Source organism: Phormidium tenue FACHB-1052 (assembly GCF_014696675.1).
GTDB lineage: Bacteria > Cyanobacteriota > Cyanobacteriia > Phormidesmidales > Phormidesmidaceae > Nodosilinea > Nodosilinea tenuis_A.
This window is the reverse complement of record NZ_JACJQN010000001.1, coordinates 592,143-614,391: the sequence shown is the minus strand read 5'-3', so window position 1 is coordinate 614,391 and position 22,249 is coordinate 592,143. Positions and strand designations below refer to the sequence as shown.

General features: G+C 56.7%; 22 protein-coding genes. 12 read left to right on the top strand and 10 right to left on the bottom strand.

All coding sequences use genetic code 11. From position 1 onward, the window contains the following. Positions 1 to 115: 115 nt before the first annotated feature. Positions 116 to 1,054 (bottom strand): serine hydrolase, encoded by a 939-nt coding sequence (locus H6G07_RS02805; protein WP_073606528.1) that lies wholly within the window; start codon positions 1,052 to 1,054, stop codon positions 116 to 118. 237 nt (positions 1,055 to 1,291) lie between these two features. Between H6G07_RS02805 and H6G07_RS02800 the strand changes: the two genes are divergently transcribed. The 7 genes from H6G07_RS02800 (at position 1,292) to H6G07_RS02770 (ending at position 8,488) form a co-directional block, all read left to right on the top strand. Next, positions 1,292 to 2,047, top strand: a complete 756-nt coding sequence (locus tag H6G07_RS02800; RefSeq protein ID WP_073606529.1) for a dienelactone hydrolase family protein — start codon at positions 1,292 to 1,294, stop codon at positions 2,045 to 2,047. A gap of 257 nt (positions 2,048 to 2,304) precedes the next feature. Then, the gene (locus H6G07_RS02795) at positions 2,305 to 4,872 is read left to right on the top strand and encodes a GAF domain-containing protein (RefSeq protein ID WP_073606530.1); all 2,568 of its coding nucleotides are present in this window, start codon (positions 2,305 to 2,307) and stop codon (positions 4,870 to 4,872) included. A gap of 185 nt (positions 4,873 to 5,057) precedes the next feature. Continuing rightward, positions 5,058 to 6,002, top strand: coding sequence for an acetyl-CoA carboxylase, carboxyltransferase subunit beta (gene accD / locus H6G07_RS02790; RefSeq protein WP_073607016.1), 945 nt, complete (start codon positions 5,058 to 5,060; stop codon positions 6,000 to 6,002). Between the two features lie 199 nt (positions 6,003 to 6,201). Beyond that, positions 6,202 to 6,708 carry a photosystem II cytochrome c-550 gene (gene psbV / locus H6G07_RS02785; RefSeq protein ID WP_073606531.1) on the top strand — a complete coding sequence of 169 codons (507 nt, stop codon included), beginning with the start codon at positions 6,202 to 6,204 and terminating at the stop codon, positions 6,706 to 6,708. 220 nt (positions 6,709 to 6,928) lie between these two features. Next, the gene (gene petE, locus H6G07_RS02780; RefSeq protein WP_073606532.1) at positions 6,929 to 7,345 is read left to right on the top strand and encodes a plastocyanin; all 417 of its coding nucleotides are present in this window, start codon (positions 6,929 to 6,931) and stop codon (positions 7,343 to 7,345) included. A gap of 157 nt (positions 7,346 to 7,502) precedes the next feature. Beyond that, positions 7,503 to 7,952 (top strand): GNAT family N-acetyltransferase, encoded by a 450-nt coding sequence (locus tag H6G07_RS02775; RefSeq protein WP_073606533.1) that lies wholly within the window; start codon positions 7,503 to 7,505, stop codon positions 7,950 to 7,952. A 26-nt stretch (positions 7,953 to 7,978) separates the two neighbouring features. Continuing rightward, on the top strand, positions 7,979 to 8,488 hold the full coding sequence (locus tag H6G07_RS02770; RefSeq protein WP_073606534.1) for an OsmC family protein: 510 nt from the start codon (positions 7,979 to 7,981) through the stop codon (positions 8,486 to 8,488). A 65-nt stretch (positions 8,489 to 8,553) separates the two neighbouring features. Here the strand turns inward: H6G07_RS02770 and H6G07_RS02765 are convergent, their stop codons facing one another. The 4 genes from H6G07_RS02765 to H6G07_RS02750 all read right to left on the bottom strand — a co-directional run bounded on the left by H6G07_RS02765 (position 8,554) and on the right by H6G07_RS02750 (position 12,654). After that, positions 8,554 to 9,540, bottom strand: a complete 987-nt coding sequence (locus H6G07_RS02765; RefSeq protein ID WP_073606535.1) for a homocysteine S-methyltransferase family protein — start codon at positions 9,538 to 9,540, stop codon at positions 8,554 to 8,556. A gap of 118 nt (positions 9,541 to 9,658) precedes the next feature. Further along, complete coding sequence (locus tag H6G07_RS02760) at positions 9,659 to 10,321, bottom strand: GNAT family N-acetyltransferase (protein WP_199311849.1); 663 nt, start codon at positions 10,319 to 10,321, stop codon at positions 9,659 to 9,661. A 384-nt stretch (positions 10,322 to 10,705) separates the two neighbouring features. Next, positions 10,706 to 11,722 carry an alpha/beta fold hydrolase gene (locus H6G07_RS02755; protein ID WP_073606536.1) on the bottom strand — a complete coding sequence of 339 codons (1,017 nt, stop codon included), beginning with the start codon at positions 11,720 to 11,722 and terminating at the stop codon, positions 10,706 to 10,708. Beyond that, positions 11,722 to 12,654 (bottom strand): fatty acid desaturase, encoded by a 933-nt coding sequence (locus tag H6G07_RS02750; RefSeq protein ID WP_073606537.1) that lies wholly within the window; start codon positions 12,652 to 12,654, stop codon positions 11,722 to 11,724. Before H6G07_RS02750 ends, H6G07_RS02755 begins: the two co-directional genes overlap by 1 nt. Positions 12,655 to 12,889: 235 nt before the next feature. Here H6G07_RS02750 and H6G07_RS02745 point away from each other — a divergent pair, with 235 nt between their 5' ends. After that, on the top strand, positions 12,890 to 13,609 hold the full coding sequence (locus H6G07_RS02745) for a GntR family transcriptional regulator (protein ID WP_073606538.1): 720 nt from the start codon (positions 12,890 to 12,892) through the stop codon (positions 13,607 to 13,609). A 98-nt stretch (positions 13,610 to 13,707) separates the two neighbouring features. Further along, a complete protein-coding gene (locus tag H6G07_RS02740; protein ID WP_073606539.1) occupies positions 13,708 to 14,916 on the top strand; it encodes an MFS transporter in 1,209 nt (402 codons plus the stop codon). A gap of 25 nt (positions 14,917 to 14,941) precedes the next feature. Here the strand turns inward: H6G07_RS02740 and H6G07_RS02735 are convergent, their stop codons facing one another. Both H6G07_RS02735 and H6G07_RS02730 read right to left on the bottom strand, forming a co-directional pair. Then, positions 14,942 to 16,420 (bottom strand): tetratricopeptide repeat protein, encoded by a 1,479-nt coding sequence (locus H6G07_RS02735; RefSeq protein ID WP_073606540.1) that lies wholly within the window; start codon positions 16,418 to 16,420, stop codon positions 14,942 to 14,944. After that, complete coding sequence (locus H6G07_RS02730) at positions 16,398 to 17,798, bottom strand: ATP-binding protein (RefSeq protein WP_073606541.1); 1,401 nt, start codon at positions 17,796 to 17,798, stop codon at positions 16,398 to 16,400. The genes H6G07_RS02735 and H6G07_RS02730 overlap by 23 nt, the downstream gene beginning before the upstream one ends. A 461-nt stretch (positions 17,799 to 18,259) precedes the next feature. Between H6G07_RS02730 and H6G07_RS02725 the strand changes: the two genes are divergently transcribed. Together H6G07_RS02725 and H6G07_RS02720 are read left to right on the top strand one after the other, a co-directional pair. Beyond that, entirely contained in the window at positions 18,260 to 18,604 is a 345-nt protein-coding gene (locus H6G07_RS02725; RefSeq protein ID WP_073606542.1) for a GIY-YIG nuclease family protein, read from the top strand. Between the two features lie 274 nt (positions 18,605 to 18,878). Further along, positions 18,879 to 19,406, top strand: a complete 528-nt coding sequence (locus H6G07_RS02720) for an alpha/beta hydrolase (protein ID WP_073606543.1) — start codon at positions 18,879 to 18,881, stop codon at positions 19,404 to 19,406. A gap of 29 nt (positions 19,407 to 19,435) precedes the next feature. Here the strand turns inward: H6G07_RS02720 and H6G07_RS02715 are convergent, their stop codons facing one another. Then, the gene (locus tag H6G07_RS02715) at positions 19,436 to 19,597 is read right to left on the bottom strand and encodes a hypothetical protein (RefSeq protein ID WP_171972929.1); all 162 of its coding nucleotides are present in this window, start codon (positions 19,595 to 19,597) and stop codon (positions 19,436 to 19,438) included. A gap of 225 nt (positions 19,598 to 19,822) precedes the next feature. After that, positions 19,823 to 20,584 carry a metallophosphoesterase family protein gene (locus tag H6G07_RS02710; protein WP_073606544.1) on the bottom strand — a complete coding sequence of 254 codons (762 nt, stop codon included), beginning with the start codon at positions 20,582 to 20,584 and terminating at the stop codon, positions 19,823 to 19,825. Positions 20,585 to 20,803: 219 nt separating this feature from the next. Between H6G07_RS02710 and H6G07_RS02705 the strand changes: the two genes are divergently transcribed. Further along, complete coding sequence (locus tag H6G07_RS02705; protein WP_139296887.1) at positions 20,804 to 21,190, top strand: slr1601 family putative cell division protein; 387 nt, start codon at positions 20,804 to 20,806, stop codon at positions 21,188 to 21,190. Between the two features lie 262 nt (positions 21,191 to 21,452). On the opposite strand, the gene H6G07_RS02700 is transcribed toward H6G07_RS02705, so the two are convergent. Continuing rightward, positions 21,453 to 21,785, bottom strand: coding sequence for a hypothetical protein (locus H6G07_RS02700; RefSeq protein ID WP_073606546.1), 333 nt, complete (start codon positions 21,783 to 21,785; stop codon positions 21,453 to 21,455). Positions 21,786 to 22,249 lie beyond the last annotated feature (464 nt).

Below are 22,249 nucleotides of genomic sequence, written 5' to 3'. Positions count from 1 at the left end.
CTAGGAGCGAGGCCATGTTGACAACATTCTGCACCTACTTTGGATAGACGCGACTCTACATTAAGGCAGATCAATACCGAAGGACGATCCGTATCTTGGAACATTGGCTCTAACTCTACGGACTGACCACCATATGCTGAACTATGAGACTGGCCAACCGAGGTAAAATTTGTCGATTTTTGCTGTGCCCAGAGCTTTCGATAAACGCTACTAACAGACCGGGTTCGCCGCTGGGTAGCTCAAAGTAGGCGGCGTCGTGGCGCACCTTGCTGGTATATCCCGCTTTTGAATAGAGCCGAGTACCCTGGGGTAGGCCTTCTCCCAAAAAGCCGGTGAACTGGTCTTCTTCGCCGGGTTCTGGCAGGGTAGTGGGTTGGTGGCGCGCCATCAGGGAGAGCATGGTCTGCGATCGCGCCGCCGACACCGCCACTCCGCCCGCAATGCTGTGCATCAACCGGGCCGTGGCATCGGTGGTGAGCCGGTTGCGATTCTCGTAATGCTCGCCCACAAAAGTCCGCTCGCGACCGTAGGGGCCATCGCCCCAGGGCTTTTGATTCAGGTTGACCCCCACCAACTCAGGCCACGGCAACGACTGAAAGAAGCGGTTGATAATGTTGCGCTGGTAACACCAGGTTTCAAAGGGGCCAGGGGGCAGCTCCGGGCCGCTGGTTGTGCCGCTGAGCAGATCGACAACTAGAGAAGTCGCGTCATTGCTAGAGTCGACAATCATGTCTTTGAGTGCCCGATCTAGCTCTGTCGTCGTCGGAATCATGCCCTGCTCTACCCACTCGTGGGCAGCTACCAGGTAAAACAGTTTCACCACACTGGCCGGGTAAACCAGCTCAACCCCCCGGTAGCTGGCTCCCCGAGGACGGCGTTGCCAAAAATCATCGGCACTCAAGGCCCCGCCAGTATTGACGAGGTAGGGCCGGTCATAGACCACCCAGGTCACAGCAATTTGAGTCGGCGTCAGCGCAAACTCGGCCCGCACCTGCTCTAACACTCCTTCCAGGGAGGTTTGCAGGTCAGGATTGGGGGCAAAAAATGTTGTCATGCCAGTGCTTGTGTTCTGCGTAACCGCTTGTTGATTAAATCATCCTTCACCATAGCGGTGGATGGGTGGATGAGTGAGGGGTAGGGGGTAGGGAGTGAAAGGGTTCAGATGGGGTCGGGAGCAGACAAAGGCGGAAACCTCGTTGTGGTTTTGCTCCCTACCCCCCACCCCCCACTCCCTTACTCCCATCAAACTCAGCTTGGCCAAATCCTAAGTTGTGCTTCTCAAGGAGATCTAATGCAGATTAAACGCCGCGAGGTGGGTTTGACCGTGGATGATAGCCTGATGCGGCTCTATGTGGCGGAGCCCGTCGTACCTGGTCAGTATCCCGGCATTTTGTTTTACTCAGATATTTATCAGCTAGGCGGGCCAATTCTGCGCCTGGCCGATCGCCTGGCCGGATATGGCTACGTCGTAGCGGCTCCAGAGATCTTCCATCGCCTAGAGCCCCTTGGCACCGTGATTGAACCGAATGACCTGGGTCGTCTGCGGGGTAATGATGCTGCTAGCCGGACGGCGGTTGCCCAGTACGATGCCGATGCGATCGCAGCGCTGCACTGGCTTCAGACCTCAGACGCCGTCGCCCCTGGACAACTGGGGGTAGTGGGGTTTTGCATCGGGGGCCATTTGGCCTGTCGGGCGGCGCTAAACCCTGCTGTCAGGGCGGCGGTGTGCTGCTATCCGACCGGCATTCACAGCGGCAAGTTGGGCAAAGACCGGGCCGACACCCTGGAGCGCCTGAGCAACATCACCGCCCGGCTGCTCCTGATCTTTGGGGATCAAGATCCCCACGTGCCTGCTGAGGGTCGCGAAACGATTCTCAGTGCCCTGGCCACAGCGGGCGTTGACCATAGACCCCTGATTTACCCGGCCAATCACACCTTTATGCGCGACGATGGCTACCGCTACGACCCTGCTGCTACTGACGCGGCCTGGGCAGAGGTGGTGACTTTTTTGGCCCATGGTTTTGGCACTACTGTGTCGCATGCTTGAAAGGCCGGGTATGTTAAGGCGCAGTCAGGGATCGGGCATTCTGTGCGAATCGCAACTTTCTGTCCTACGACCTGGGGTATACGGTTAGAGTAAGAGGTGTTAGCAGGTTCACTAATACCTCGGCGAGAGGGTTTTGTGGGGAGAAGTTTCCCTGTCGATTTGCCGCTTCTGGAATGAGCCTGCACAGTTCCTCAATTTATCCAGGCGGCTGACTGCGCCCATTGTTTTTCCATCTGCCACGCTTGAATAGGGTTCCCATGGCACCTCAGATCGATGGCCTTTCGGGGCCGGTCTTCAACCAACGCAGCATGATCACCGCGCTGTCTCTGGCTAACCAAACCAGTTCTCTCACTAACCGGGTGCGCGATCTGCCCACGCCGCAGTTCATCAGTCTGCTCGACCAAATTACGGCGGAGTTTGAGCATTTTTTGCGCGCCATCGACATGATCAACAACGAGTCGTTGGAGGTCATGCTGGAGCAGATTTTGGAGGCGTTTACCCTCAAGATCGGTCAGATTCTTCAGGCTGAGCGCACCACCATTTTTATGGTGGATCAGGAAAAGCAGGAGCTGTGGTCGAAGATTGCCCAGGGGGATGGGGAGCGATCGCTCGAAATTCGCGTGCCCATGGGCAAGGGCATCTCGGGCCACGTGGCTACCCATGTGCTGCCGCTGAATATTCCCGACGCCTACGCCGACGATCGCTTTGACCCCACCCACGACAAAAAGACTGGCTACCGCACCCGCAGCATTCTCTGCATGCCGGTGTTGAGCAAAAAAACCGACAACATTGTGGCGGTGGTGCAGCTGCTCAACAAGCTCAACCACACCCCCTTCGACGAGCAAGACGAGCGCCACTTCAAAGAGTTTGCCGAATCCCTGGGGGTGATTCTCGAAAGCTGCAACTCGTTCTACATCGCCGCCCGCAACCAGAAGGGCGTGGCTGCTCTGCTCAAGGCGATCTCGTCGCTGGAGCAGAGCTTAGATCTGGAGAAGACCCTGCAATCTGTGATGGGAGAAGCCCGTCAGCTCATGCAGGCCGATCGCAGCACTCTCTGGCTGATCGACGATGAGAGCGGCGATCTGTGGTCAAAGGTAAAATCTGCCGATGGCAAATCGATGGTGGAGCTGCGCAATCCTAAAAACAGCGGCATTGTCGGCCATGTCGCCACTACTGGTGAACTGCTCAATATCCCCGATGCCTACCAGGATCCCCGCTTCAACCCCGAACCCGACAAACGCACCGGCTACCGCACCCGCAATATCCTCTGCATGCCGGTATTTGACTCGGGCGGCAAGCTGATTGCCGTCACCCAGCTAATCAATAAGGCCCAGGGCACCTTCACCACCTCAGACGAAGCCTTCATGCGGGCCTTCAACATTCAGGCCGGTGTCGCCCTAGAAAACGCCAAGCTGTTTGAGAGCGTTTTAGTCGAGAAGCAGTACCAAAAAGACATTCTACAAAGCCTCTCCGATGCGGTAATTTCCACCGATATGGACGGGCGAATTATCACCATCAACGATGCTGCCCTCCAGCTAATCGGTTGCCCCGAAGACACCGATCACAGTCGCACCATTCGCGATCGCTGGTGCGCGGCTCTACTCCACCGCCCGGTGTGGGAGGCGATCCCCGTTGAGAGCCTGCGCTGTCGCATTCAAGACAGCCTCAGTACCGGAGCGCGCCACTACGTGCCGGAGCAGAGTTTGCGGGTAGCGATCGCCCCTGGCCCTGGCACTGAGCTAGACCCGATCTCTGAGCTGGCCCTGCCCGACAGCGACAATCCTGCCCTCTACCGACCCTGGGGCGATCCGACCGGGACTCCGGTACCCAAAGAGGTGGTGCAGATCATTGAGCGCAGCATCAATCTCACCGTTAACCCCCTGACTAACCCCGAGGGCGGTGTGCTGGGCGGCCTGCTCGTGCTCGAAGATATCAGCCAAGAAAAGCGGATGAAGAGCACCCTCTACCGCTACATGACCCCCGGTGTCGCCGAGCGGGTGATGGCCCTAGGTGACGATCTGCTGATGAAAGGCGAGCGCAAAGATGTCACGGTGCTCTTTTCAGATATTCGCGGCTACACCACCCTGACCGAAGACCTGGAAGCCGACAAAGTCGTCGAAATGCTCAACGCCTACTTCGAAACCATGGTGGAGTCGGTCTTTCATTTTGAGGGCACCCTCGATAAGTTTATTGGCGACGCGCTGATGGCCGTGTTTGGTGCACCGTTGCCCCTGACTAACCACGCCTGGGCCGCTGTGCAAAGCGCCCTCGACATGCGGCGACGGCTAGCTAAGTTTAATAACGAACGCGGGGCTCTAGGGCAGCCCAAAATTCGCATTGGCATTGGTGTTAGCTCCGGCGAAGTCGTCTCGGGCAACATTGGCTCCCAGCGCAAAATGGAATACACCGTTATCGGCGACGGAGTTAACCTCAGCTCTCGCCTGGAGGGGGTGACCAAAGAGTATGGCTGCGACATCGTGATCAGCGAGTACACCTATGCCCTCTGCGCCGACAGAATTTGGGCCCGCGAGCTAGACCGCACCCAGGTTAAAGGCAAACAGCGCGCCGTTGGCATCTATGAACTGATCGATCAGCGTGACGCCCCGCTCACCGCCGATACCGAAGCCTTTCTCGGCCTTTACGCCCAGGCCCGCAGCGCCTACACCGCTATGCAGTTTGAGCAAGCTCTGCGCCTATTTGAGCAGGCCCAGCAGATGCGCCCCCACGACAAAGCCGTGACCGTGCACCTGAGCCGCGCCCGGCAATATTTAGTGCAGCCGCCCCCCGAAGACTGGGACGGGGTCTATGTCATGACGACAAAGTAGCGGCCAGGCTGCAACCTTGGTTTAGCCCTAGTTCTGCCATGGCTCCAGTCGCGGCGCTCATAACCCGCGTCTGACTCAGCCCATCTATCGGAGCCCATCTATCGGAGAAGGAGCAAACCCGGTAGGATGGGGGTTGTGTTCAAAACGAACACTTTTAGGTCGTTCTGTCGCCGATGAACCCACGCATGTCTCTGTTTGACTGGTTTGCCAATCGCCGTAAGTCAGGTCCCATTAGCGAAGACCGCCAGGAGCGAGAAATTGCCGACGGTCTCTGGACGAAGTGTGAACACTGCGACGTGCTCACCTACACCAAAGATTTGCGCACCAATCAGTGGGTATGTAGCGACTGTGGTCACCACCACCGCATCTTTAGCGACGAGCGCATTCGCCAGCTAATTGACGCCAACACCTGGCAGCCTCTCGATGTTCACATTCAGCCTCAAGATCCACTCAAATTTAAGGATCGCAAGGGCTACGGCGATCGCCTGCGCGATACCCAGGCCAAAACCAAACTCACCGACGCTGTGCAAACCGGCCTCGGCACACTAGACGGCTTGCCCGTCGCCCTCGGCGTCATGGACTTTCGCTTCATGGGCGGCAGCATGGGCTCGGTGGTCGGTGAAAAACTCACCCGTTTGATCGAGCGCGGCACCGCCACGAGCCGCCCGGTGATCATCGTCTGTGCCTCCGGTGGAGCCCGCATGCAGGAAGGCATGCTCAGCCTGATGCAGATGGCCAAAATTTCGGGCGCGCTTCAGCAGCACCAGGCAGCCAAACTGCTCTACATGCCGGTGCTCACTCACCCCACCACTGGGGGCGTCACCGCCAGCTTTGCCATGCTGGGCGACATCATTTTGGCTGAGCCCAAGGCCACCATTGGCTTTGCCGGTCGCCGCGTCGTCGAGCAAACCCTACGCGAAAAACTGCCCGACAATTTTCAAACCGCCGAGTACCTGCGCGACCACGGCTTTGTCGATGCGATCGTGCCGCGCACCCAGCTCAAGCAGACCTTGGCTCAGCTCATTCGTCTGCACCAGCCGGTCGCTGCCCCCGCTGTTGTCGATAACCACACCCCCTGGGCCAACGGCCTCAATGCCGCAGAGCCAACCCATATTGGCGTCGATTTATAACGGCGAGCATTGGGAATGGCCCCCTTCGGTGGCATGATAGACATTACGTGAATAATTTAATGGGGAAAACTCCGTTGAATTACATCTAAATCCAAGATCAGACGTGGAGTTTTGCCTCATGGGAAACTCTAGGTTCTAAGTTGGACTTAACATAGCTGTGTTGATTTCATACCCAAGCCCTATACATTCGAGGAGAACCATGTTGAAGAGATGCATTTGGCTAGTTGCGGTCGCACTCTTCTTTGTCAGCCACCTGGTCATGGGAGACGCTGTCGCGGCTGAGCTAGATGAAGCCACCCGTACTGTACAGCTCAATCCCGCAGGGGACACTTATGTGCTGTCTTTGGAGCAGGTAACCCGTGGCCGTCGCCAGTTTAACTACGCCTGTGGCACCTGCCACGTCGGGGGGATCACCAAAACCAACCCCACCGTTGGCCTTGATCCGGACTCCCTAGCCGGTTCCTTGCCTCCCCGCGATAACCTTGAATCCCTGGTGGCCTATCTGAAAGAGCCGATGACCTACGACGGTCTGACCGATATTTCTCAGGTACACCCCAGCAAAAAGAGTGCTGATATCTTCCCGAAAATGCGTAGTTTGACTGAGGAAGATCTCGTGGCGATTTCAGGCCATATTTTGCTTCAGCCCAGGGTGATTGGCGACATGTGGGGAGCTGGTAAGACCCGCTTCTCTGCTCCTCAAGTCTAGGGATGGATAGGTTACTTGGGTCTTCTCCATCGTTTGATGATTAAGCCCTGGAGTGTACACCTGCGATTTCTGCTCACAGAGTTTTGTCGGTTGCCGAGGACGGCAATTACTCCAGGGTTGAGGCCCCAAGTTACTGCGCAAAGCAGGTAATATGCCATAGGAAGGCTGTTCAACGGCTTCCTGACTAATTGAACTAGAGATACGAGCTTTAGAGGTAGTTATGCAACGTGTATTCCGCGCCGCCCAGCGTTTGGGCTTGGTTATTCTGTCTGCTCTTTTAGTGGTGGGTACTCTCACCCTGGCCTCTGCCCCCGCTGCGGCCACCAACTATGATGTGAAAATGGGTTCTGATGCGGGTCTGCTGGTGTTTGAACCTAGCACCGTCACCGTTAAGCCCGGCGACACCGTGACCTGGGTCAACAACAAAATGGCCCCCCACAACGTCGTGTTTGACGCTGCTGGTGTGCCCGGCGACAAGGCTCTGGCCGACAGCATTTCCCACACCCAGCTGACCTTTGCCCCTGGCGAGAACTACGCCACCACCTTTACCAGCGACATGCCTGCTGGTACCTACACCTACTACTGCGCTCCCCACCGTGGCGCTGGCATGGTAGCCAAGGTCATTCTAGAGAACTAGTCTTTTGACTCTGAGGTGCTTAAGGCCTCAGGCTTAACAATAGTTGTGAAAAAGGGCGTCCCATGGGACGCCCTTTTTTGCTGAGGGCTATCCTAATGGTGGGTTTTCGTTCTTCACGGTTGCTAGATACATTGGCCCACCCACGGTTGGACAGGCTATGCAGGTAAAAGATCTCACCCCAGCAGAATGGCCCTGGCCACTACTGCTGGATGCCGATCCGTCGCGATCGCTGATCGAAGCCTACATTCATCAATCTACGGTGATGGGGCTGCTGGCGGAGGAGTCTGTGATTGCTGTGGTGGTTCTGCTGCCGCGCGATCGCCAGGTAGTCGAAGTCATGAATATTGCCGTTGCCCCCAGCCACCAGGGCAAGAAGTTGGGGAAGTTGCTGCTGGCGGCGGCTGTGGAGCGATCGCGTCAGCAGGGAGCCAAGCGCATGATTGTAGGCACCGGCACCGCTGGCATTGGGCAGCTGGCCTTTTACCAAAAAATGGGCTTTCGCATGGAGTCGATCGATCGCGACTACTTTGTGCGCCACTATCCAGAGCCAATTTATGAAAACGGCATTTGGTGCCGCGATCGTGTCATTCTTACCTTAGATCTGTAGCCTGTCTTAACTTTCAGAGGACTAGGATGACCAAAGCAAAGCCCCACCTCTACCGGGTTGAGGTGACCTGGACGGGCAACACCGGTCAAGGCACCCAGAGCTATAGCGCTTACGATCGCGCCCACACCATTACCGCTGCCGACAAACCGGCGATCGCGGCCTCTGCTGACCCGGTCTTTCGGGGCGACAAAACCAAATACAATCCCGAAGAGCTGCTGGTCGCCTCGCTATCGAGCTGCCACATGCTGTGGTACCTGCACCTGTGCGCTGAGGCCCAGGTAATTGTCACCCGCTACGTCGACTATCCAATCGGCACCATGATGGAATCGGTAGAGGGTGGCGGGCAGTTCTCTAAGGTTTTGCTTCGGCCTATCGTGACCATTACGCCCGAGAGCGACAGTGTGCTGGCGGCACAGCTTCACGAACAGGCCCATCAAAAGTGTTTTATTGCCAATTCGATGAACTTTCCAGTGCAGTGTGAGCCATCGGTGCAGCTGGAACCCGACGGAAGTCCTAATTCGTCAGGTTCCAGCTGAGTCAGGCACGCCAGTACCCAGGGATGACCAGCAAGGGGCTGAGCGTGAAGCGGCTAGTAGGCAAATCAGATCCGCCGCAACAGGCCAGCCCCGGCGGCTTGATTCCACCACAGGGGCAGGCAGGCCTGACAAATAGCGGCTATGTGGCGATCGTCGGTGCCGCAACAGCCTCCCAGCACGTTCAGGTTGGGCAGTGCCTGCTTGAGCTCGCGATACTGGTGGCCCAGTTCTGCGGGGTTGCCGTCATCGAGGTCTTCGGCTTCGTCGAGTTCGGCATGGCTTTTGGTAGAAGCATTGGCCCGCAGGCCGCGAATGCGCTTGAGCCAAGGTTCGTCCGTAGCGAGAATGTGGGCAAAGTGGCTGGGGTGGGCACAGTTGATCATGTAGTAGGCTGGGCCATTGTCGGTAGCAGCATCGACCTGGGCGATCGCATCCCCCAACGCCTGCCCCGAGGGCAAACGGCCATCGGTCTCCACCGTAAAGGAAATCACTACAGGCATCTCGACCGCCTGGGCGGCGCGGGTAATACCCAACGCCTCTTGTACGTAGGTCATCGTAATGGCCGTCACCAGGTCGGCCTCGGTATCGCGAAACGCCGCGATCTGTGGCTGGTGGTAAACCTGAGCTTCCTCCGCAGTCAGAAAGCTCTCGGGATTATAGCCATCGCCCTGGGGGCCGATGCAGCCGCTGATGACAATGGGCGATCGCTCGGTGTCGTACTGGCTGCGCACGGCCTCTAGCAGTTGAATGGCCTGATACTGTACCTGGGTTAGGTCTTCGGGCGTGTAGCCCAGTTTGGCAGCCCAGTCGGCACTGGCGCGCCAGGTAGCGCTCTCGAGAACCAGACCCACCTGGTTTTCGGCGGCCAGAGCGGCATAGGTGCGAAAGTAGTTGTCTAGCGCCTGCTGGCCCTCGGTGTGGCGCAACAGGTCAAAGGCGGCAAAGTAGGGCAGATCAAAGCCGTTGTGGAAGATCAGCGTAGTTTCGATGCCACCGTCAGCTAAGAATAGGTGATCGGACAGCTGGGGCAAGTTGTGTCGATAGCGTGCCATAGGGGCCTCCTGGTCTGGGTGATAGATAATTCGGTCTTCAGCTGAGTCATCTCAGGGAAAGTACGGCGGGTTCGCCTGGGTCAAGGCTTTTGGGGGCGGGCTGCGCCCAAGCTACGGGTTAAGCAGCTAGGGATGATTGGTCGAGACGGCGACCCATGCCGGTCATGGCATAGGTGGGGCTGATCGCAATGGTGGCGGTTTTTTGAAAGCCGTGGCGCTGATAGAACGAGAGATTGCGGTGGTTGGATGACACTAGATAAGAGCCCACCTGTTGGGCATCGGCGGCGGCGATCGCAGGCTGAAGGAGCTGACCACCCAGACCCTGGCCTCGGGCTTCGGGCACCAGACCAATCCACAGGATTTCGTAGCGCGGCACGGTGGGCTCGTAAGCGCTGACCTGGTTGACAAGGTGTTCTAGTCGGGCAGCGGCAGCGGGGCCAGCAAAATGGGTGGCGGTTGCGATCGCCTCGTCTATCACCGCCTCAAACGCATCGCAAAAGAGGGGCACGTCGCTGGGATACCAGACGCACGCCCCTTGATCCGCTGGGGCCAGCCACACCTCTCCGCGCCGCAGACCATCGATCACAAAGGGGCGAAAGAAGGCCGTCAGCGCCTGTAGCCGCGTGTCCCACTGGGGGAAGATGAAGTCAAACATGGGGTCATCCACAAAGCTGCGGGCCAAAATCGCCGCTGCTGTAGACGTTTGATGCTCTGACAGTTTGACCAGGCCGCGATCGCCCAGGGCGGTGGGCTGCGCCACAGTAGAAGTCTGTTGGGACATAAGGTTCTCCGATGGGTTACTCAACATCTGAACCTACGGTACGAAAGGTGCCGATCCAGAACCGTTCCCAAAGCGTTCTCAAAGCGATCCGGCCCCGCTGGTTGGGGTGGGCAACCCCTCATGGTGGTGGGCCGCAAGCGGGATTTTCCCTAGGCCGGGGCAACCATAGCTGGGGCAACAGTCCCGGTGGTTCGACTGTCCGGGTCGTCATGATCCTCCACGACACCTACACTGGCCAGACAATCCTTTGCTTTAAGCCGCAACGGGCCGTGGCGATGTCAACCATAGCCCTCCCTGAAAATAACTGTAACCACTGCTAAAACCCGGTGGTTCACGGGTGCATGCATAAATTAACTTGGCGATCTATGGCCTGTTCTCATCGATTTAGGACTGGCTCAACAGGGCTGCGATCGCCTCCCGAATAAACGCCTCATCCTCAGAGTTTTGGTAGGGGTTGCCCGCCCGATGTCCCCAAATGGAGGGGATGGGCCGATACTCGGCATTGGGAATCAGTGCCGCCTCGGCCTCGCAATCCTCCGGGGTGAAGTACAGATCGGTGGTGGCTGGCATAACCAGGGTTTTGGCGGTGATTGACCCCATCGCTTTAGCGTAGTCGCCCTGGTAAACCGGATTATCGCTCACATCGCAGCGCAGCCAGGTGTCGATCATCGCCAGCAGGTTGTGGGGGTCGCGCTGGCGGTAGCCTGCCTCCCAGCCGCGCAGAATATAGTCTTCAAGCGAGTCGTAGCCCCAGGCCAGGTAGGGCTTGGCTCGGTAGTAGGCCTGGCTGGCGGCCCAGCTGGCGTAGATCTGGGCAAAGGTGTGAAAGCCGCGATCGGGAATGCCCTCAAACCGTTCGCCGTTCCAAGTCGGGTCGCTCGTGAGGGCGGCCCGCAGGCTGTAGAGAAAAATTTTGTTGTGATCGGTGGTTTTGGCGGTGCCGCAGAGGGCCGCCAGGCGCTGTACGCGATCGGGGTAGAGGGCTGCCCAGTGGTAGCCCTGCTGCGCTCCCATAGACCAGCCGTAGACCAAGGCTAGCTGGTCGATTCCCAGTTCTTGCGTAACTAGGGCGTGCTGGGCGCGCACGTTGTCGTAGTGGGTGAAGTAGACGCCGGGCTGGGCGACGGCTGGATCATTACTGGGCGAGGTCGAAAGGCCATTGCCGAGCATGTTGACCATCACCACGCACCAGCGATCGGGGTCAAGAATGCCACCGGGGCGCATAAGCCAGTCAACATCGGTGTGCTGCGCCCCGTAGGAGGTGGGGTAGAGGATGGCGTTGTTGCGATGACTATTCAGCTCGCCATAGACCTGATACACCACCTCCACCTGGGGCAGTACAACCCCGCACTGGAGGGAAAACTCCTGAAGCGCAAATCGCCCCGGTGTGGCCCTACCCATTAGCTAAAATCCGCCGCAATACTGCGATGGGCCTGCACGTAGCCAGCATCAATGCAGGCAAAGTAGGGCTTGAGCTGCTCGTGGGCCGCCGGTAGCGCCTGAAACGGAATTGATGGATAGAGGTGGTGCTCCGCGTGGTAGGGCATGTTCCACATTAGCCAACGCAGGGGCCAGACGGTGAGCGTGGTGCGGGTGTTGATCAGCGGGTTGGCGTCGTTGGGGCAGCCGGTGTGCTCGGCCAGCAGCACAACCCGCAGCAGGGGTTGACCCACCGCCAGCGGCAGCACCCAGTAGGTAAACAAAAACCACGGCTGGCCCAGCAGGGTCGAGACAACAATTACCGCTGTGTAGGCCAGCAGCTGAAGACGCACTGAACGAACTACCTCGGTGTGGGAGCTTTCGGGTAAGTAATATAGACCGTCGAGTTGCCCTAGGGCGACTTTGCTGTGGTAGCGCACCTTGCCGATCCACCAGGGAATGCCGCTCATCTGCCAGATGTAGTTGCTCAAGCTGGTAGGCTTGTCGTCTTCTAGCTCAGGGTCTTTGCCCAGAATCTGGGTGTAGCGGTGGTGCCACTTGTGGTAGCGCCGGTAAAACGTGCTGTTATAAAACGACAGCAGCCCCGCCAGCCAGGCGGCACCGTCATTGATCCGGGGGTTGGCGAAGGCGGTGCGGTGGCAGCACTCGTGCATGGCACAAAACATCAGCGCTAGGCTGGCTCCATAGACCACTAAGGCGGGCAGAGCCAGCTCCACAGGAGCGGTGGCCCAGAGGTAGCCGCTGATGGCCGTCACTGCCAAGTGGCCCAAAAACTGCCTGGCCCCGGCCCAGTTCGATCGCTGGTTGAGGGTGGTCAAGGTCGCCGCCGATAAAATCTGGCGCGGCTGACGGGGCAACGTGGCTTCGACCGCAGGGGTAGGATTCGTAAGCATGGTTAACGTTCTGGTAGAAAATGTTGGGGCAACGTCAGATAATTAAACGTGGGAAACAACCGGGTTGCGAAACGCCCAGACGCTCAAATCCCTTTTCCCACAAAAAACTGCTGACTAAATTGGCCAGCACAACGACCCTCGATCAACTTGTTATGACAAGTGAGCTTAGCACAATTATGCGGGGTGACCAAGCCGTTTTGAAGAATGTCCGCCGTCCGTTGATGGTTCCCTGACCATGGCTACTCCGCTACATGTCAGCATCTCTGAAAAGCTGCGCCACCAGATTGAGGCGGGGGAGTACCAGTCTGGCGATCGCCTGCCCAGTGAGCACCAGCTAATGGAAACCTTCAGCGTCAGCCGCATTACGGCCCGTCAGGCGGTGGCGAATTTGGTCAGCCAAGGATTGGCGATCGCCTACCGAGGCAAGGGCGTCTTCGTTACCCCCCAAAAAAAGGTCACCTATTCCCTCTCTACCCCGCTGGTGTTTCTGGAGCAGGATATGGCCCGTCAAGGGATCGCCTTCTCCTTTGAAAATTTAGTCTTTGAAACAGTGCCTGCACCGGCTGACGTCGCCACCGAGCTGGGCATTGTCAAAAAAACTGGAGTGTATCTGCAAAAAAAACTCCTGCGCATGGACGGTGCGGCTGGGGCAGTGGATGTTTCTTACTTGAGCACTGAATTGGGTGAACCCTTTGTCCCCCTGTTCAAGCGACAGATGACCTTTCCTACCCTGGCTGAAAACGGCATCCCGGTTGAACGGCTAGACGGCGTGATTGAATGCACCCACGCCGACTACGATCTCAGCAGCTATCTGGAGGTGCCGCTGGGCCACGCCCTGATGGTGTATCGCTATACGGCCTATACCCAGAACCAGCAGCCGGTGCTGCATGGATCCACGATTTCTCGCGCCGATCGCTTTTGCTATTCCCTCAGCACGCCAGCCAAAACCGATTGATGGGATTGACCAATCGATCAACCACAAACCTCAACGGTGGGCATCGACCTGGGGCCAGGGCTAACCGTTACCATGAGCTGCACCAAACCTGACGACCGATGCGATCGCCCCCAGCACTACCGGCTACGCCCCATCGCCTGACAGAACGATCGTTGGTGGGCTTCATGACGCTGCTATATGCGGTGCAGGCGGCCAGCAGCAATCCAGGCTTGGCCTATTTGCCCGTAGCCGCCTACCTGACCGATGCCCTGGGCTTTTCGGCAACACAGCTAGCTAGTTTTCAGGCTGCGGTGCTGCTGCCCTGGTTTACCAAGCCGCTGTGGGCGCTGCTAGCCGATGGGGTTGCGCTGGTGAACTATCGGATTAAAAGCTACCTGATCCTGTGCTACGGCCTGGTGGTGGCGGGATTTGGGGGGTTGGGTCTGGTGCCGCAGCCCACCGCTGTCGAGCTGCTGATCGGCATCAGCATCGTTTCTACGGCGGTGGCTGTCTCGGATGTGCTAGCTGATCGGTTAATGGTTGTAGAAGGGCAGCGGCGACAGCGGGCGAACCTGTTTCAGGCGGCTCAGTGGGTGGGGTGGGGCAGCACAGCGGTAGCCATGTTTTTGGCTGGAGGATGGTTGGCCGACCACGTTGCCCTACGCACAATCTTTTGGCTGAGTACCCTGCTGCCTGGGGTTGCCCTGGGGCTGGTGGTCTGGAAGCTGCCTGAAAGACCCGACGCTACCCAACGTCTGCGGGCCAGTTGGCAGCAATTTTGCCGAGCCTTGAGACAACCCTACCTGCGTCGGGTGATTGGCCTGGTCGTGGTGCTACAGATCAGTCCGCTGCCGGTGGACTACCTCTATCAGACCCAGGAGCTGGGCTTTGGCAATGGGGTGATTGGCCAACTCAAGGCGGTGGAGGCGGTGGGCACGGCTTTGGGGGCGATCGGGTTTGGGCTATGGGCCTGGCGTGCGCCGCAGCTGCCGCTGCTGAGCTTAGCTGTCATTGGCCAGGCGGGGGCCACCCTCAGCTTGGCTTTCATGCACGATGTGAATTCGGCCTATGGGGTTTACCTGCTGCGCGGTCTGCTGGGGATCGTTGGATTTCTGGGGTTGTTTGGGCGAGTTGTGCCCGCTTGCCCACCCCTGGCCGAGGGGCTTACCTACGCCCTGTTGATGTCAGTCTCAAACCTTGCCGTTAGCCTGGGGCTGGTGGTGGGCGGCACCCTCTACGACCTGGGGTTGCCCTTTGGCACTGTTGCCCTGGTCGGGACGGGCTACATCCTCGCCGTGGGCAGTTGGCTGATTTTTCGCCAGCCCTGACGTGGGTGGGCCGCAGCCTCGACGGTTATCCAGCTCCTTTTTGCCTCTTTAGCAGTGCAACGCCGAGCAATCGCCATTTTTCTAAGGGGCGAGCCAGGGTTTCCAAAAACTTGCGGAACAGCAAACGACTATTGGCAGTCTCCCACGGAGGCGATAGGCGCAGTGCTCGGTAAACCAACACTAGAGCTTCTCTGTAATGGCGTTGCTCCCAGCGCACTTTGGCCAGACAAGCGTAGACGATCGCGCCGATATACGCTTCGATATCTTCTTCCTCTATTGCGGCCAAGGCCATTTGGATAGCCTGGTGGGCTAGGCTGGCTTGGCCTAGGGCGGCGTAGCAGTAGGCCTGGTGAGCCGTGATAATCGCAATCGCGCCCTGCCCTTCCCCCATGCGTTGAGCCATGCCTTCGGCCTGTTTGAAGTAGGTCATGGCCTCAGCAAAATCGCTTAGACCGTAGGTATAAATCACGCCCAGATCGTTAAGGATGATGAACTCTTGGCTATAGGCGTGGATTTCGCGAGAGAGGGCAAGACTTTGCTGACCGTAGGCGATCGCCGCTGGCCAATCACGGCTGAGACAAGAACACCGACACAGCCCTGTGAGGGTACTGGCTTGCAGGGTCAGGTCGTTTTGATTTTGGCTCAACACTAAGCAGCGGTTGAAGTAAGGTAATGCTTTCTCTGGTTCGCCACGCCATTCGTACATCTTGGCAAAATGGTACAGCGTGGCTGTTTCTTGGGCTGAAAGCCGATGGGTTTGGGCCAGGGCCAACGCCTCCTGCAACACCTCCAGACTGCGGCGAGTGCGCCTGGTATAACCATTGGCTCGGGCAAGCTGCTGCAAAACCTTGGCCGTCGTTTCCCAGTCCGCCAAGGTTTGGGCCAGGGGTAATATCGCTTCTAGCTCTTTGATGACAGGGCGATAGCGCAAACATGCCATCTCTAAATCGGCCAGGCTATGGCGGGCCTTGACCTCTAGCCGCAGATTGGGTTGGGCGCGACTTTCTGCTAACAGAACTTCGTAGTGGTGTTTGGCTTTGTCGTAGGCTCCCAACTGCTGCCAGCAGTCTCCAGCTAGCTGCCGTAGCTCGGTCTGTAACTCTTGATCTACCCGGTCTAACAAGGCCTCACACAGCTCGACCTGTTCACGGCGGTGCCCCCACAGCCCCAGCTGCCGATAAAGAGCGATGCCATCGCTGACGGGAGCCGTAGCGATCGCCTGGGCGATCGGCCACAACTCCGCCTCACAGGCGTGATAAAACGCCTCTAGCCAGCCCCGCACCTGGTCTAAAGGGGCCTGGCTGTGAGGTCTGTAGTGCTCCAACCACTGCGCGATCGCCAGATAGTGGGCATATACCCAGGGCGATGAAAGATCCACCGTCGGCAGATTGGCCAACTGGCTGGGCCGCAATGCAGCCAGATCCCCTCCTAGGGTGCTGGCAATTAAGCTGTCTAGGGGCATAGCCTCTAGAGTTTTGTACTCAGGAGCTGGCAGGGTTGTCATCGCGGGTTCTCAGGTGACGCAGGTGGCTCAGGGCAGTGCTGCGGATTAAGTTGTGCTGGCGCAGGTGTAGCTGACCTTGCTCTATGAGGTCTTCGACCAGATAGCGATCGAGCAGCGCGTCTACCATGAGCTGCTGCTGGTCGAGATTGGGTTGCAGGGGGGCCAACAGATTCAGCCAAAAGGCCTCTACCACCGGGCGACGATAGACCGACCCTAGACAGAGCAGCCAGTAGGCCAATGGCACCTCCTGCCGCAGGCGGTCAAAGCTGGCTTCAACCCGCTGGCGCACAATTTGCCGCAAACGCCGGGTACAGGAATCAAGCCTCAGCCCATCGTCTTCTCCCTCCACGGGCAGGGCTTGGGCGACCTGCTCTAGCCGCTCGATCTCTTGGCCGTAGGTGCTCCAGTAAGCGTCGAAGTTGCCATGAAAAGGAGCGTTGAGAATTTCTCCCGCGATGATTTGGAGGGTGAGGGGGTGGCCCTCGTAGGCTGCTCCAATGCGGCGGAGCCGGTCTTGGGTCAGGCTATCGGCCTTGGGTTCTAGCCCCAATTGCTCGAATAACAGCATTTGCTCGGGGGGCGCTAACCCTTTGAGGGAAGCGCAGTGCCAGATGGATTGATAACGGCTGCCGAGCGATCGCAGCTCCACCGGAAACTCCTGCGTGGCCACCAGCACCACGCTCTTGCACGCTTGAGCCGCTAACAGGCGATGGAAAAACTGCTTCCACTCGGCGTCTTTAAACTCACTCCAGCCGGTGTCTTCGTTGCCCTGCAGCGCGGCTTCTAGCCCGTCTAGCACCAGCAAACTGGGCTGAGTTGCCAACTGGTTCACCACCGTACTCACTCTTTCTTCAGGCAAAAGCGAGGCGGTTTCTACAGGGCTGTCGCTCAGGGATGGGGCGATCTGGCTAAAGCTGGTTTGATCGCGGGCATCAAAGGTAATGCAGCGCTGGTTCGGCAAAGACGGTGCTAGCCGGTGGCGCAACTGATTGACCAGAGCCGTTTTGCCCACCCCGGTCATGCCTGTGATCAGCAGTAGACGGCAGTGCGTTTGGCTGCGCTCCACCAGCTCATCGAGCAGGGCGGCTCGCCCAACCCAAACCTCGCCGTAGTAATTGTCAGAGAGGGCTGGCTTTGCCGAGGGTGGAGTGCGATCGGCCACCTGTTGCCAATCGACCTGGGCTGCCTCACAAATCGCTTTGAAGTAATCGGCACTGATCGGAATCCGCTGCCAAAACCGTCGCAGGGTAGCGAGGGAGACATGGGCGCGATCGTACCAAGCCGCCGACTGCCGCCCCCATCCCCGTTGACGAATGGTGTCTTCAACCAGCTCTAGCCCCTTTAGTGATGCTTTTAACCGATCGCGCTTTTTGCTCATCAGCCCTGGTGACTAGTTGATTCCTTGATTCAATTCCGTTAATCCTACGGCGCGATCGCCAATTCACCCACGAAAAATCACCAAATAACCGCAAATATTACTGAGTCAACCGTAGAGACATGGCTCAGTATATTGACCAACCATAATGAGATACCTGACTTTTCCTAGGCAGGTAAGTTTTACAGAGGCGAAGACGATGGCGTTGGCATCAATGCTGTTTAACGCTCAAGTAATAAAGTGTCTAACAAAGGCATAGTGAAATTAATCACAGCGGTGTTCAGCATCAATGGCCAACTTACTCTTTGACGCCGGGCTAAGTTATGACCACAGAAATTCTATAGACCCTTGACCATAGTGGAGAGACGATGGCCAAACATATATTATGAATCCGTGTCCAAAGGATTGAATAAGTTAAATGCAAGTTGAATCGACCCTTCTTGGTGTCGATAAATAAGTTTTTTATGGCACCTAAGGAGAAGGCAATGAGAGGAAATGAGGTCAAACCTTTTGCCAGCATTCATATAAACTCAGTGCCAGAAATAGAGGGTATCTATGCAATTTACGACGAAACCGCAGAAGACTTACCTGTCTATCTCGGAAAGGCAAATAATATTCGCAATCGGCTGAAGGAACTCTTTATTGGTCATGGAAGTAAAACAATCGACCTGTTGACAGATCAGGGGCATGACCTGTGGTTCTCATTTGGCTATTCAAATAATCCCCATGGTACTGAAGCTGCAGAATTGACAAAACTTTCTTCTGTGGGTCATGAGAAGCGATTAGTTAAGTACTTGGAGGAAGTCTGAGCGCTATTAGTGAAAATGCTAGTGCGGCACTTCTAATAAGAAAAACTAGAGTGCTGAATGTTTAGAAAATGCTTTGTCTACTACATCGCTTCTGCCGCTAGTCTCAACCCATCATTAAGTGCTGAGATTAGTCGGCTAGCCCTGTGGCCACAGGGCTAACGCGTCACAGGTTTGCTGGGCGATTGAGTCAGCCTCGTTATACTGATTACACGCGTCAGGGCTGCAACCTTTGGGCAAGCCGTGACGTCAGCAGAACAATCGGTAGGAGGTCGCGATGCAACATCGAGCCGGTCAAGTCGCAACGGCAGTAGTATTCATCAGCCTGGGCCTGGGTGCCCTAGTAGCTCCAGCGGGGGCGGCTGAGTCGGTGCGCCTTAATTACCGGGGGTTTAGCCGCACGGTGCCCGTAGCGCTGTTGGCTGCTTTGGCCGAAACTGGAGAATCGTCTGGGCCGCTCGGCGGGTTGCTCGATCAGGCGGGGCAAAATCCGGCAGAGCTGCGATCGCTGCTAACTCGCCCGCTGCCCGTCAACTCGGTTGTGCTCGATCGCTCTCTCAACAGCGGCCCTGGAGAGTGGGCGCTTGACCAGCTCGGCGACTCTATTCATACCGGCAAAGGCGAGGCCGATCGCCAGGCGCTGCGATCGGCCCTGGTGCTGTCAGCCAGCGACGATAACCAGATCACCCTGCTGGAGGTGCTGCAAAAGTACCCCACCGAAGAAGTGGTGCTAGAGGGCGATCGCATTCAGGATGCCTACAATAGTCTGGCCAGTTTTCTGCGACCCCTGTCAATTTTTCTGTAGTCTTCTCCCATTGAGAGCCCTTGGCCAGCTCAACGGTTCAGAAGTGAAACGGCGATCATCCCCACCACAATCGTTACCACCAGTAGCGTCAGCGGCTCTAGCTTAAATTCCGAGTCTTTGCTAGAGCCCGTGGCGTAAAAGAACGCGAAAAACACCAGCAATATCACAACTAGGTCTAGGCCAGTAAACACAACGCATTCTCCTAGGGCCGACTCAAACTCAACGTGCAGCGGTAACGGCGAAAACTGAGCTTGACCGAAAGTTTGCTCCAGCCAGAGCCGTTTTGTCTCGCTACCAACTTAAGCCAGTATTTTAGCCGCCCTAGCCAAAACTGAACTCTGAAATAAAAGCCTAGCTCTTGCCTGGGTAAAAGTTTACCCAGGCATTTCTTCTATTCTTCTATGGAAAGGGGCGGGCTAAAACGCCGATCGGCTGACCATGTCGCGGGGACGTTTTTTGATCAGCGTGGGGTCGAGGTAGGTAATGGCTTCGGCGCACGATCGCACCCGTTCAATGGGCTCAAATACATTGACTTGGTAGACGATTTGGTTATCCCAGTCGAGGGCAGTGAGCCAGCCGCTGCGAGGGTGGTAAACGCCAGTATCAATATCGAGCCAGCCGCGCCCAGCGACGATTTGGCCAGGGTCTACGCCGGGAAAGGTAAAGGTAATGGTGTGGCCGGTAATGATCAGCTTGTCGGAGAAAAAAGGCGTCAGGCTGCTGTGGAAGGTTTCACGGATCCAGCACATTTCGTAGCTGCTCTGTTCGGCGATGGGCAGCATGGGGTTGACCCCAGCATGCACCAGCCACAGATCGCCCAGGTCAATGTATAGGGGCAGCTGGCGCAGCCAGTCAAGGTGGTCTTCGAGGGTGGCGGCGGAGCCGTGGTAGCTGGATAGAGTGGCCTGACCACCGCTAAAGATCCAGCCCTGGAGGGTGGGAGGATTGATCTTGCCGTCGACAAAGGTGTCGAGAATCAGCTGCTCATGGTTGCCCCGCACGCAGCCAGCGGCGTTACGGCGCACAAAGTCAACCACATCAGCACTCTTAGGGCCGCGATCGATCAGGTCGCCGACACAGTAGACTTTATCGTCGGGTTCTGGGGCGATCGCCTCCCACAGCCGTTGCAGACCATCGAAGTGACCGTGAATGTCGCCAATAAAAATGCGTCGGGGCATGGTGTAGGAAATCCATTGCCTTTATTATGCCTTAACCCCAAACTCAACTCCTGGTTTTTCATAATGCTTAGATGTTTAAAGGCCATTCAAAGCGGAGTTTCTAACCAAGGTTGGAGATTTGCGATCGCCTAAAAGGCAAACCGCTTACTTCTGGAGGCAGATGGCGTTTATTCTCATTATTCTCAGGCATAATAAAGGCCAGCTTATAGCACCTAACCTATGCGCCGTTCCCGATCTCGTAGCTCGCTGTCTACGTCTTCTGCCCATCGAATGTCTCCTCAGCGGCGACGAGGACAGCGGCGGGCCGACCCTTTGCGGCGCTTAGCCCGCCACACCCCAGTGTTTGAGCTGAGCGCTCGGCTAGGAGTAAACGGTTTTTTAGTGCTGGTATCGGCGGTGTCACTGGGGCGTTTGGTGCCTTATCTCCAGGCTCAGGTGCAGCAGCTAGAGGTAGTGCGCCGCGACCTTGACCAGGCCGAAGTCACCCATGCCCGTTTACGAGCCGATTTTGATCGCTACTTTGACCCCGCTCAGTCAGGCCGGATCATTCAGGAGCAAACGGGCTATCGCACCAAGTCAGAACGCCAGGTGGTCTGGACGGATTAGGCGAGCCTAGTCGGTAAACGCAAGCTCCCGCTGAATGTAATGCTTGTAACTGGTCAAGAAACTGGCATAAGAGCGCCACATCCATCTGATGCCTGAATATAGTGCGATGCTCAATGTCAGGCCAATGGGGCAACAGCGGGTATGACTAGAGCGGGCGTGTTGCGTGAATGAATCAGTCTATTTGATTCAAGGCATCCTGCCTTGGTTGCTTATTCACAACCTTATAGTAAGCAATCAAGCTTGGGCTACTGTACGAAAAAAATCATTTTTGCTGCGATCGCAAATCTGTCATCAACATATTAATTCGCTCGGCGACATCAGCTTTTGCCTCTGGATCAGCATCATGCAAAAACACGTCTAGCACAAACCAACGACACAGCGGCAGATCAATAAAAATTAATCTTAGAATCAACTGATTCAAAACCTCGGTCACTAGCTCGTCCGGTAAGCGCCGGATTTCATCCCGAATGGCTAAGGCAGTCTCTAAGTCCCGGCTTTCACCGACTTTTGTGACAGCTTGAACTACAGCTTCGACCAGTTGGGGTAAATTGATTCCCCACTGACTCGATTCATTCGGTAAGGATTGGTCGTCCAAGGGAATTGCGGGTTAGTAGGGGAGCTGGTATGGGCAGTAGATAACTAACAGTCGGAAATGTAATTACGATCCATTGCCAACTACTCGCCATCCAGCCTGCAAGCAACTATTGTGTAAATTTAAGCGTAATGGCTAGCCTACCTAAATTGAGCCAAAACTGCTATATCGACATCTCTCTTTAGACTGATCAATGATAATTTAGCCTTCTGTCCAAGGTATGAAGCCGATTCTATCCTTTGCGGTAGATGATCCATAAGGGGGAGCGTGTTTGTCCTTTGAAAAGCCTTTCGCTGTAGAAACCTACTACCTCACGGTCTCAAGCGTCATCGGATGCGTCCCACTTTTGTAGCCCTTAACCCCAAATTCCTCTCCCAGAGCGGGAGAGGAACATTGAATCCGGCTCCCCTTCGCCCTTTTTGGAAAAAGGGGTTGGGGATGGGGGGTTACTTGCAAAATTGGATTCA

What these genes read in the sequence shown, in the direction of transcription:
- H6G07_RS02805 (WP_073606528.1), bottom strand. Translation starts at nt 1,054, where the DNA reads ATGACAACATTTTTTGCCCCCAATCCTGACCTGCAAACCTCCCTGGAA.
- H6G07_RS02800 (WP_073606529.1), top strand. Translation starts at nt 1,292, where the DNA reads ATGCAGATTAAACGCCGCGAGGTGGGTTTGACCGTGGATGATAGCCTG.
- H6G07_RS02795 (WP_073606530.1), top strand. Translation starts at nt 2,305, where the DNA reads ATGGCACCTCAGATCGATGGCCTTTCGGGGCCGGTCTTCAACCAACGC.
- accD (WP_073607016.1), top strand. Translation starts at nt 5,058, where the DNA reads ATGTCTCTGTTTGACTGGTTTGCCAATCGCCGTAAGTCAGGTCCCATT.
- psbV (WP_073606531.1), top strand. Translation starts at nt 6,202, where the DNA reads ATGTTGAAGAGATGCATTTGGCTAGTTGCGGTCGCACTCTTCTTTGTC.
- petE (WP_073606532.1), top strand. Translation starts at nt 6,929, where the DNA reads ATGCAACGTGTATTCCGCGCCGCCCAGCGTTTGGGCTTGGTTATTCTG.
- H6G07_RS02775 (WP_073606533.1), top strand. Translation starts at nt 7,503, where the DNA reads ATGCAGGTAAAAGATCTCACCCCAGCAGAATGGCCCTGGCCACTACTG.
- H6G07_RS02770 (WP_073606534.1), top strand. Translation starts at nt 7,979, where the DNA reads ATGACCAAAGCAAAGCCCCACCTCTACCGGGTTGAGGTGACCTGGACG.
- H6G07_RS02765 (WP_073606535.1), bottom strand. Translation starts at nt 9,540, where the DNA reads ATGGCACGCTATCGACACAACTTGCCCCAGCTGTCCGATCACCTATTC.
- H6G07_RS02760 (WP_199311849.1), bottom strand. Translation starts at nt 10,321, where the DNA reads ATGTCCCAACAGACTTCTACTGTGGCGCAGCCCACCGCCCTGGGCGAT.
- H6G07_RS02755 (WP_073606536.1), bottom strand. Translation starts at nt 11,722, where the DNA reads ATGGGTAGGGCCACACCGGGGCGATTTGCGCTTCAGGAGTTTTCCCTC.
- H6G07_RS02750 (WP_073606537.1), bottom strand. Translation starts at nt 12,654, where the DNA reads ATGCTTACGAATCCTACCCCTGCGGTCGAAGCCACGTTGCCCCGTCAG.
- H6G07_RS02745 (WP_073606538.1), top strand. Translation starts at nt 12,890, where the DNA reads ATGGCTACTCCGCTACATGTCAGCATCTCTGAAAAGCTGCGCCACCAG.
- H6G07_RS02740 (WP_073606539.1), top strand. Translation starts at nt 13,708, where the DNA reads ATGCGATCGCCCCCAGCACTACCGGCTACGCCCCATCGCCTGACAGAA.
- H6G07_RS02735 (WP_073606540.1), bottom strand. Translation starts at nt 16,420, where the DNA reads ATGACAACCCTGCCAGCTCCTGAGTACAAAACTCTAGAGGCTATGCCC.
- H6G07_RS02730 (WP_073606541.1), bottom strand. Translation starts at nt 17,798, where the DNA reads ATGAGCAAAAAGCGCGATCGGTTAAAAGCATCACTAAAGGGGCTAGAG.
- H6G07_RS02725 (WP_073606542.1), top strand. Translation starts at nt 18,260, where the DNA reads ATGGCACCTAAGGAGAAGGCAATGAGAGGAAATGAGGTCAAACCTTTT.
- H6G07_RS02720 (WP_073606543.1), top strand. Translation starts at nt 18,879, where the DNA reads ATGCAACATCGAGCCGGTCAAGTCGCAACGGCAGTAGTATTCATCAGC.
- H6G07_RS02710 (WP_073606544.1), bottom strand. Translation starts at nt 20,584, where the DNA reads ATGCCCCGACGCATTTTTATTGGCGACATTCACGGTCACTTCGATGGT.
- H6G07_RS02705 (WP_139296887.1), top strand. Translation starts at nt 20,804, where the DNA reads ATGCGCCGTTCCCGATCTCGTAGCTCGCTGTCTACGTCTTCTGCCCAT.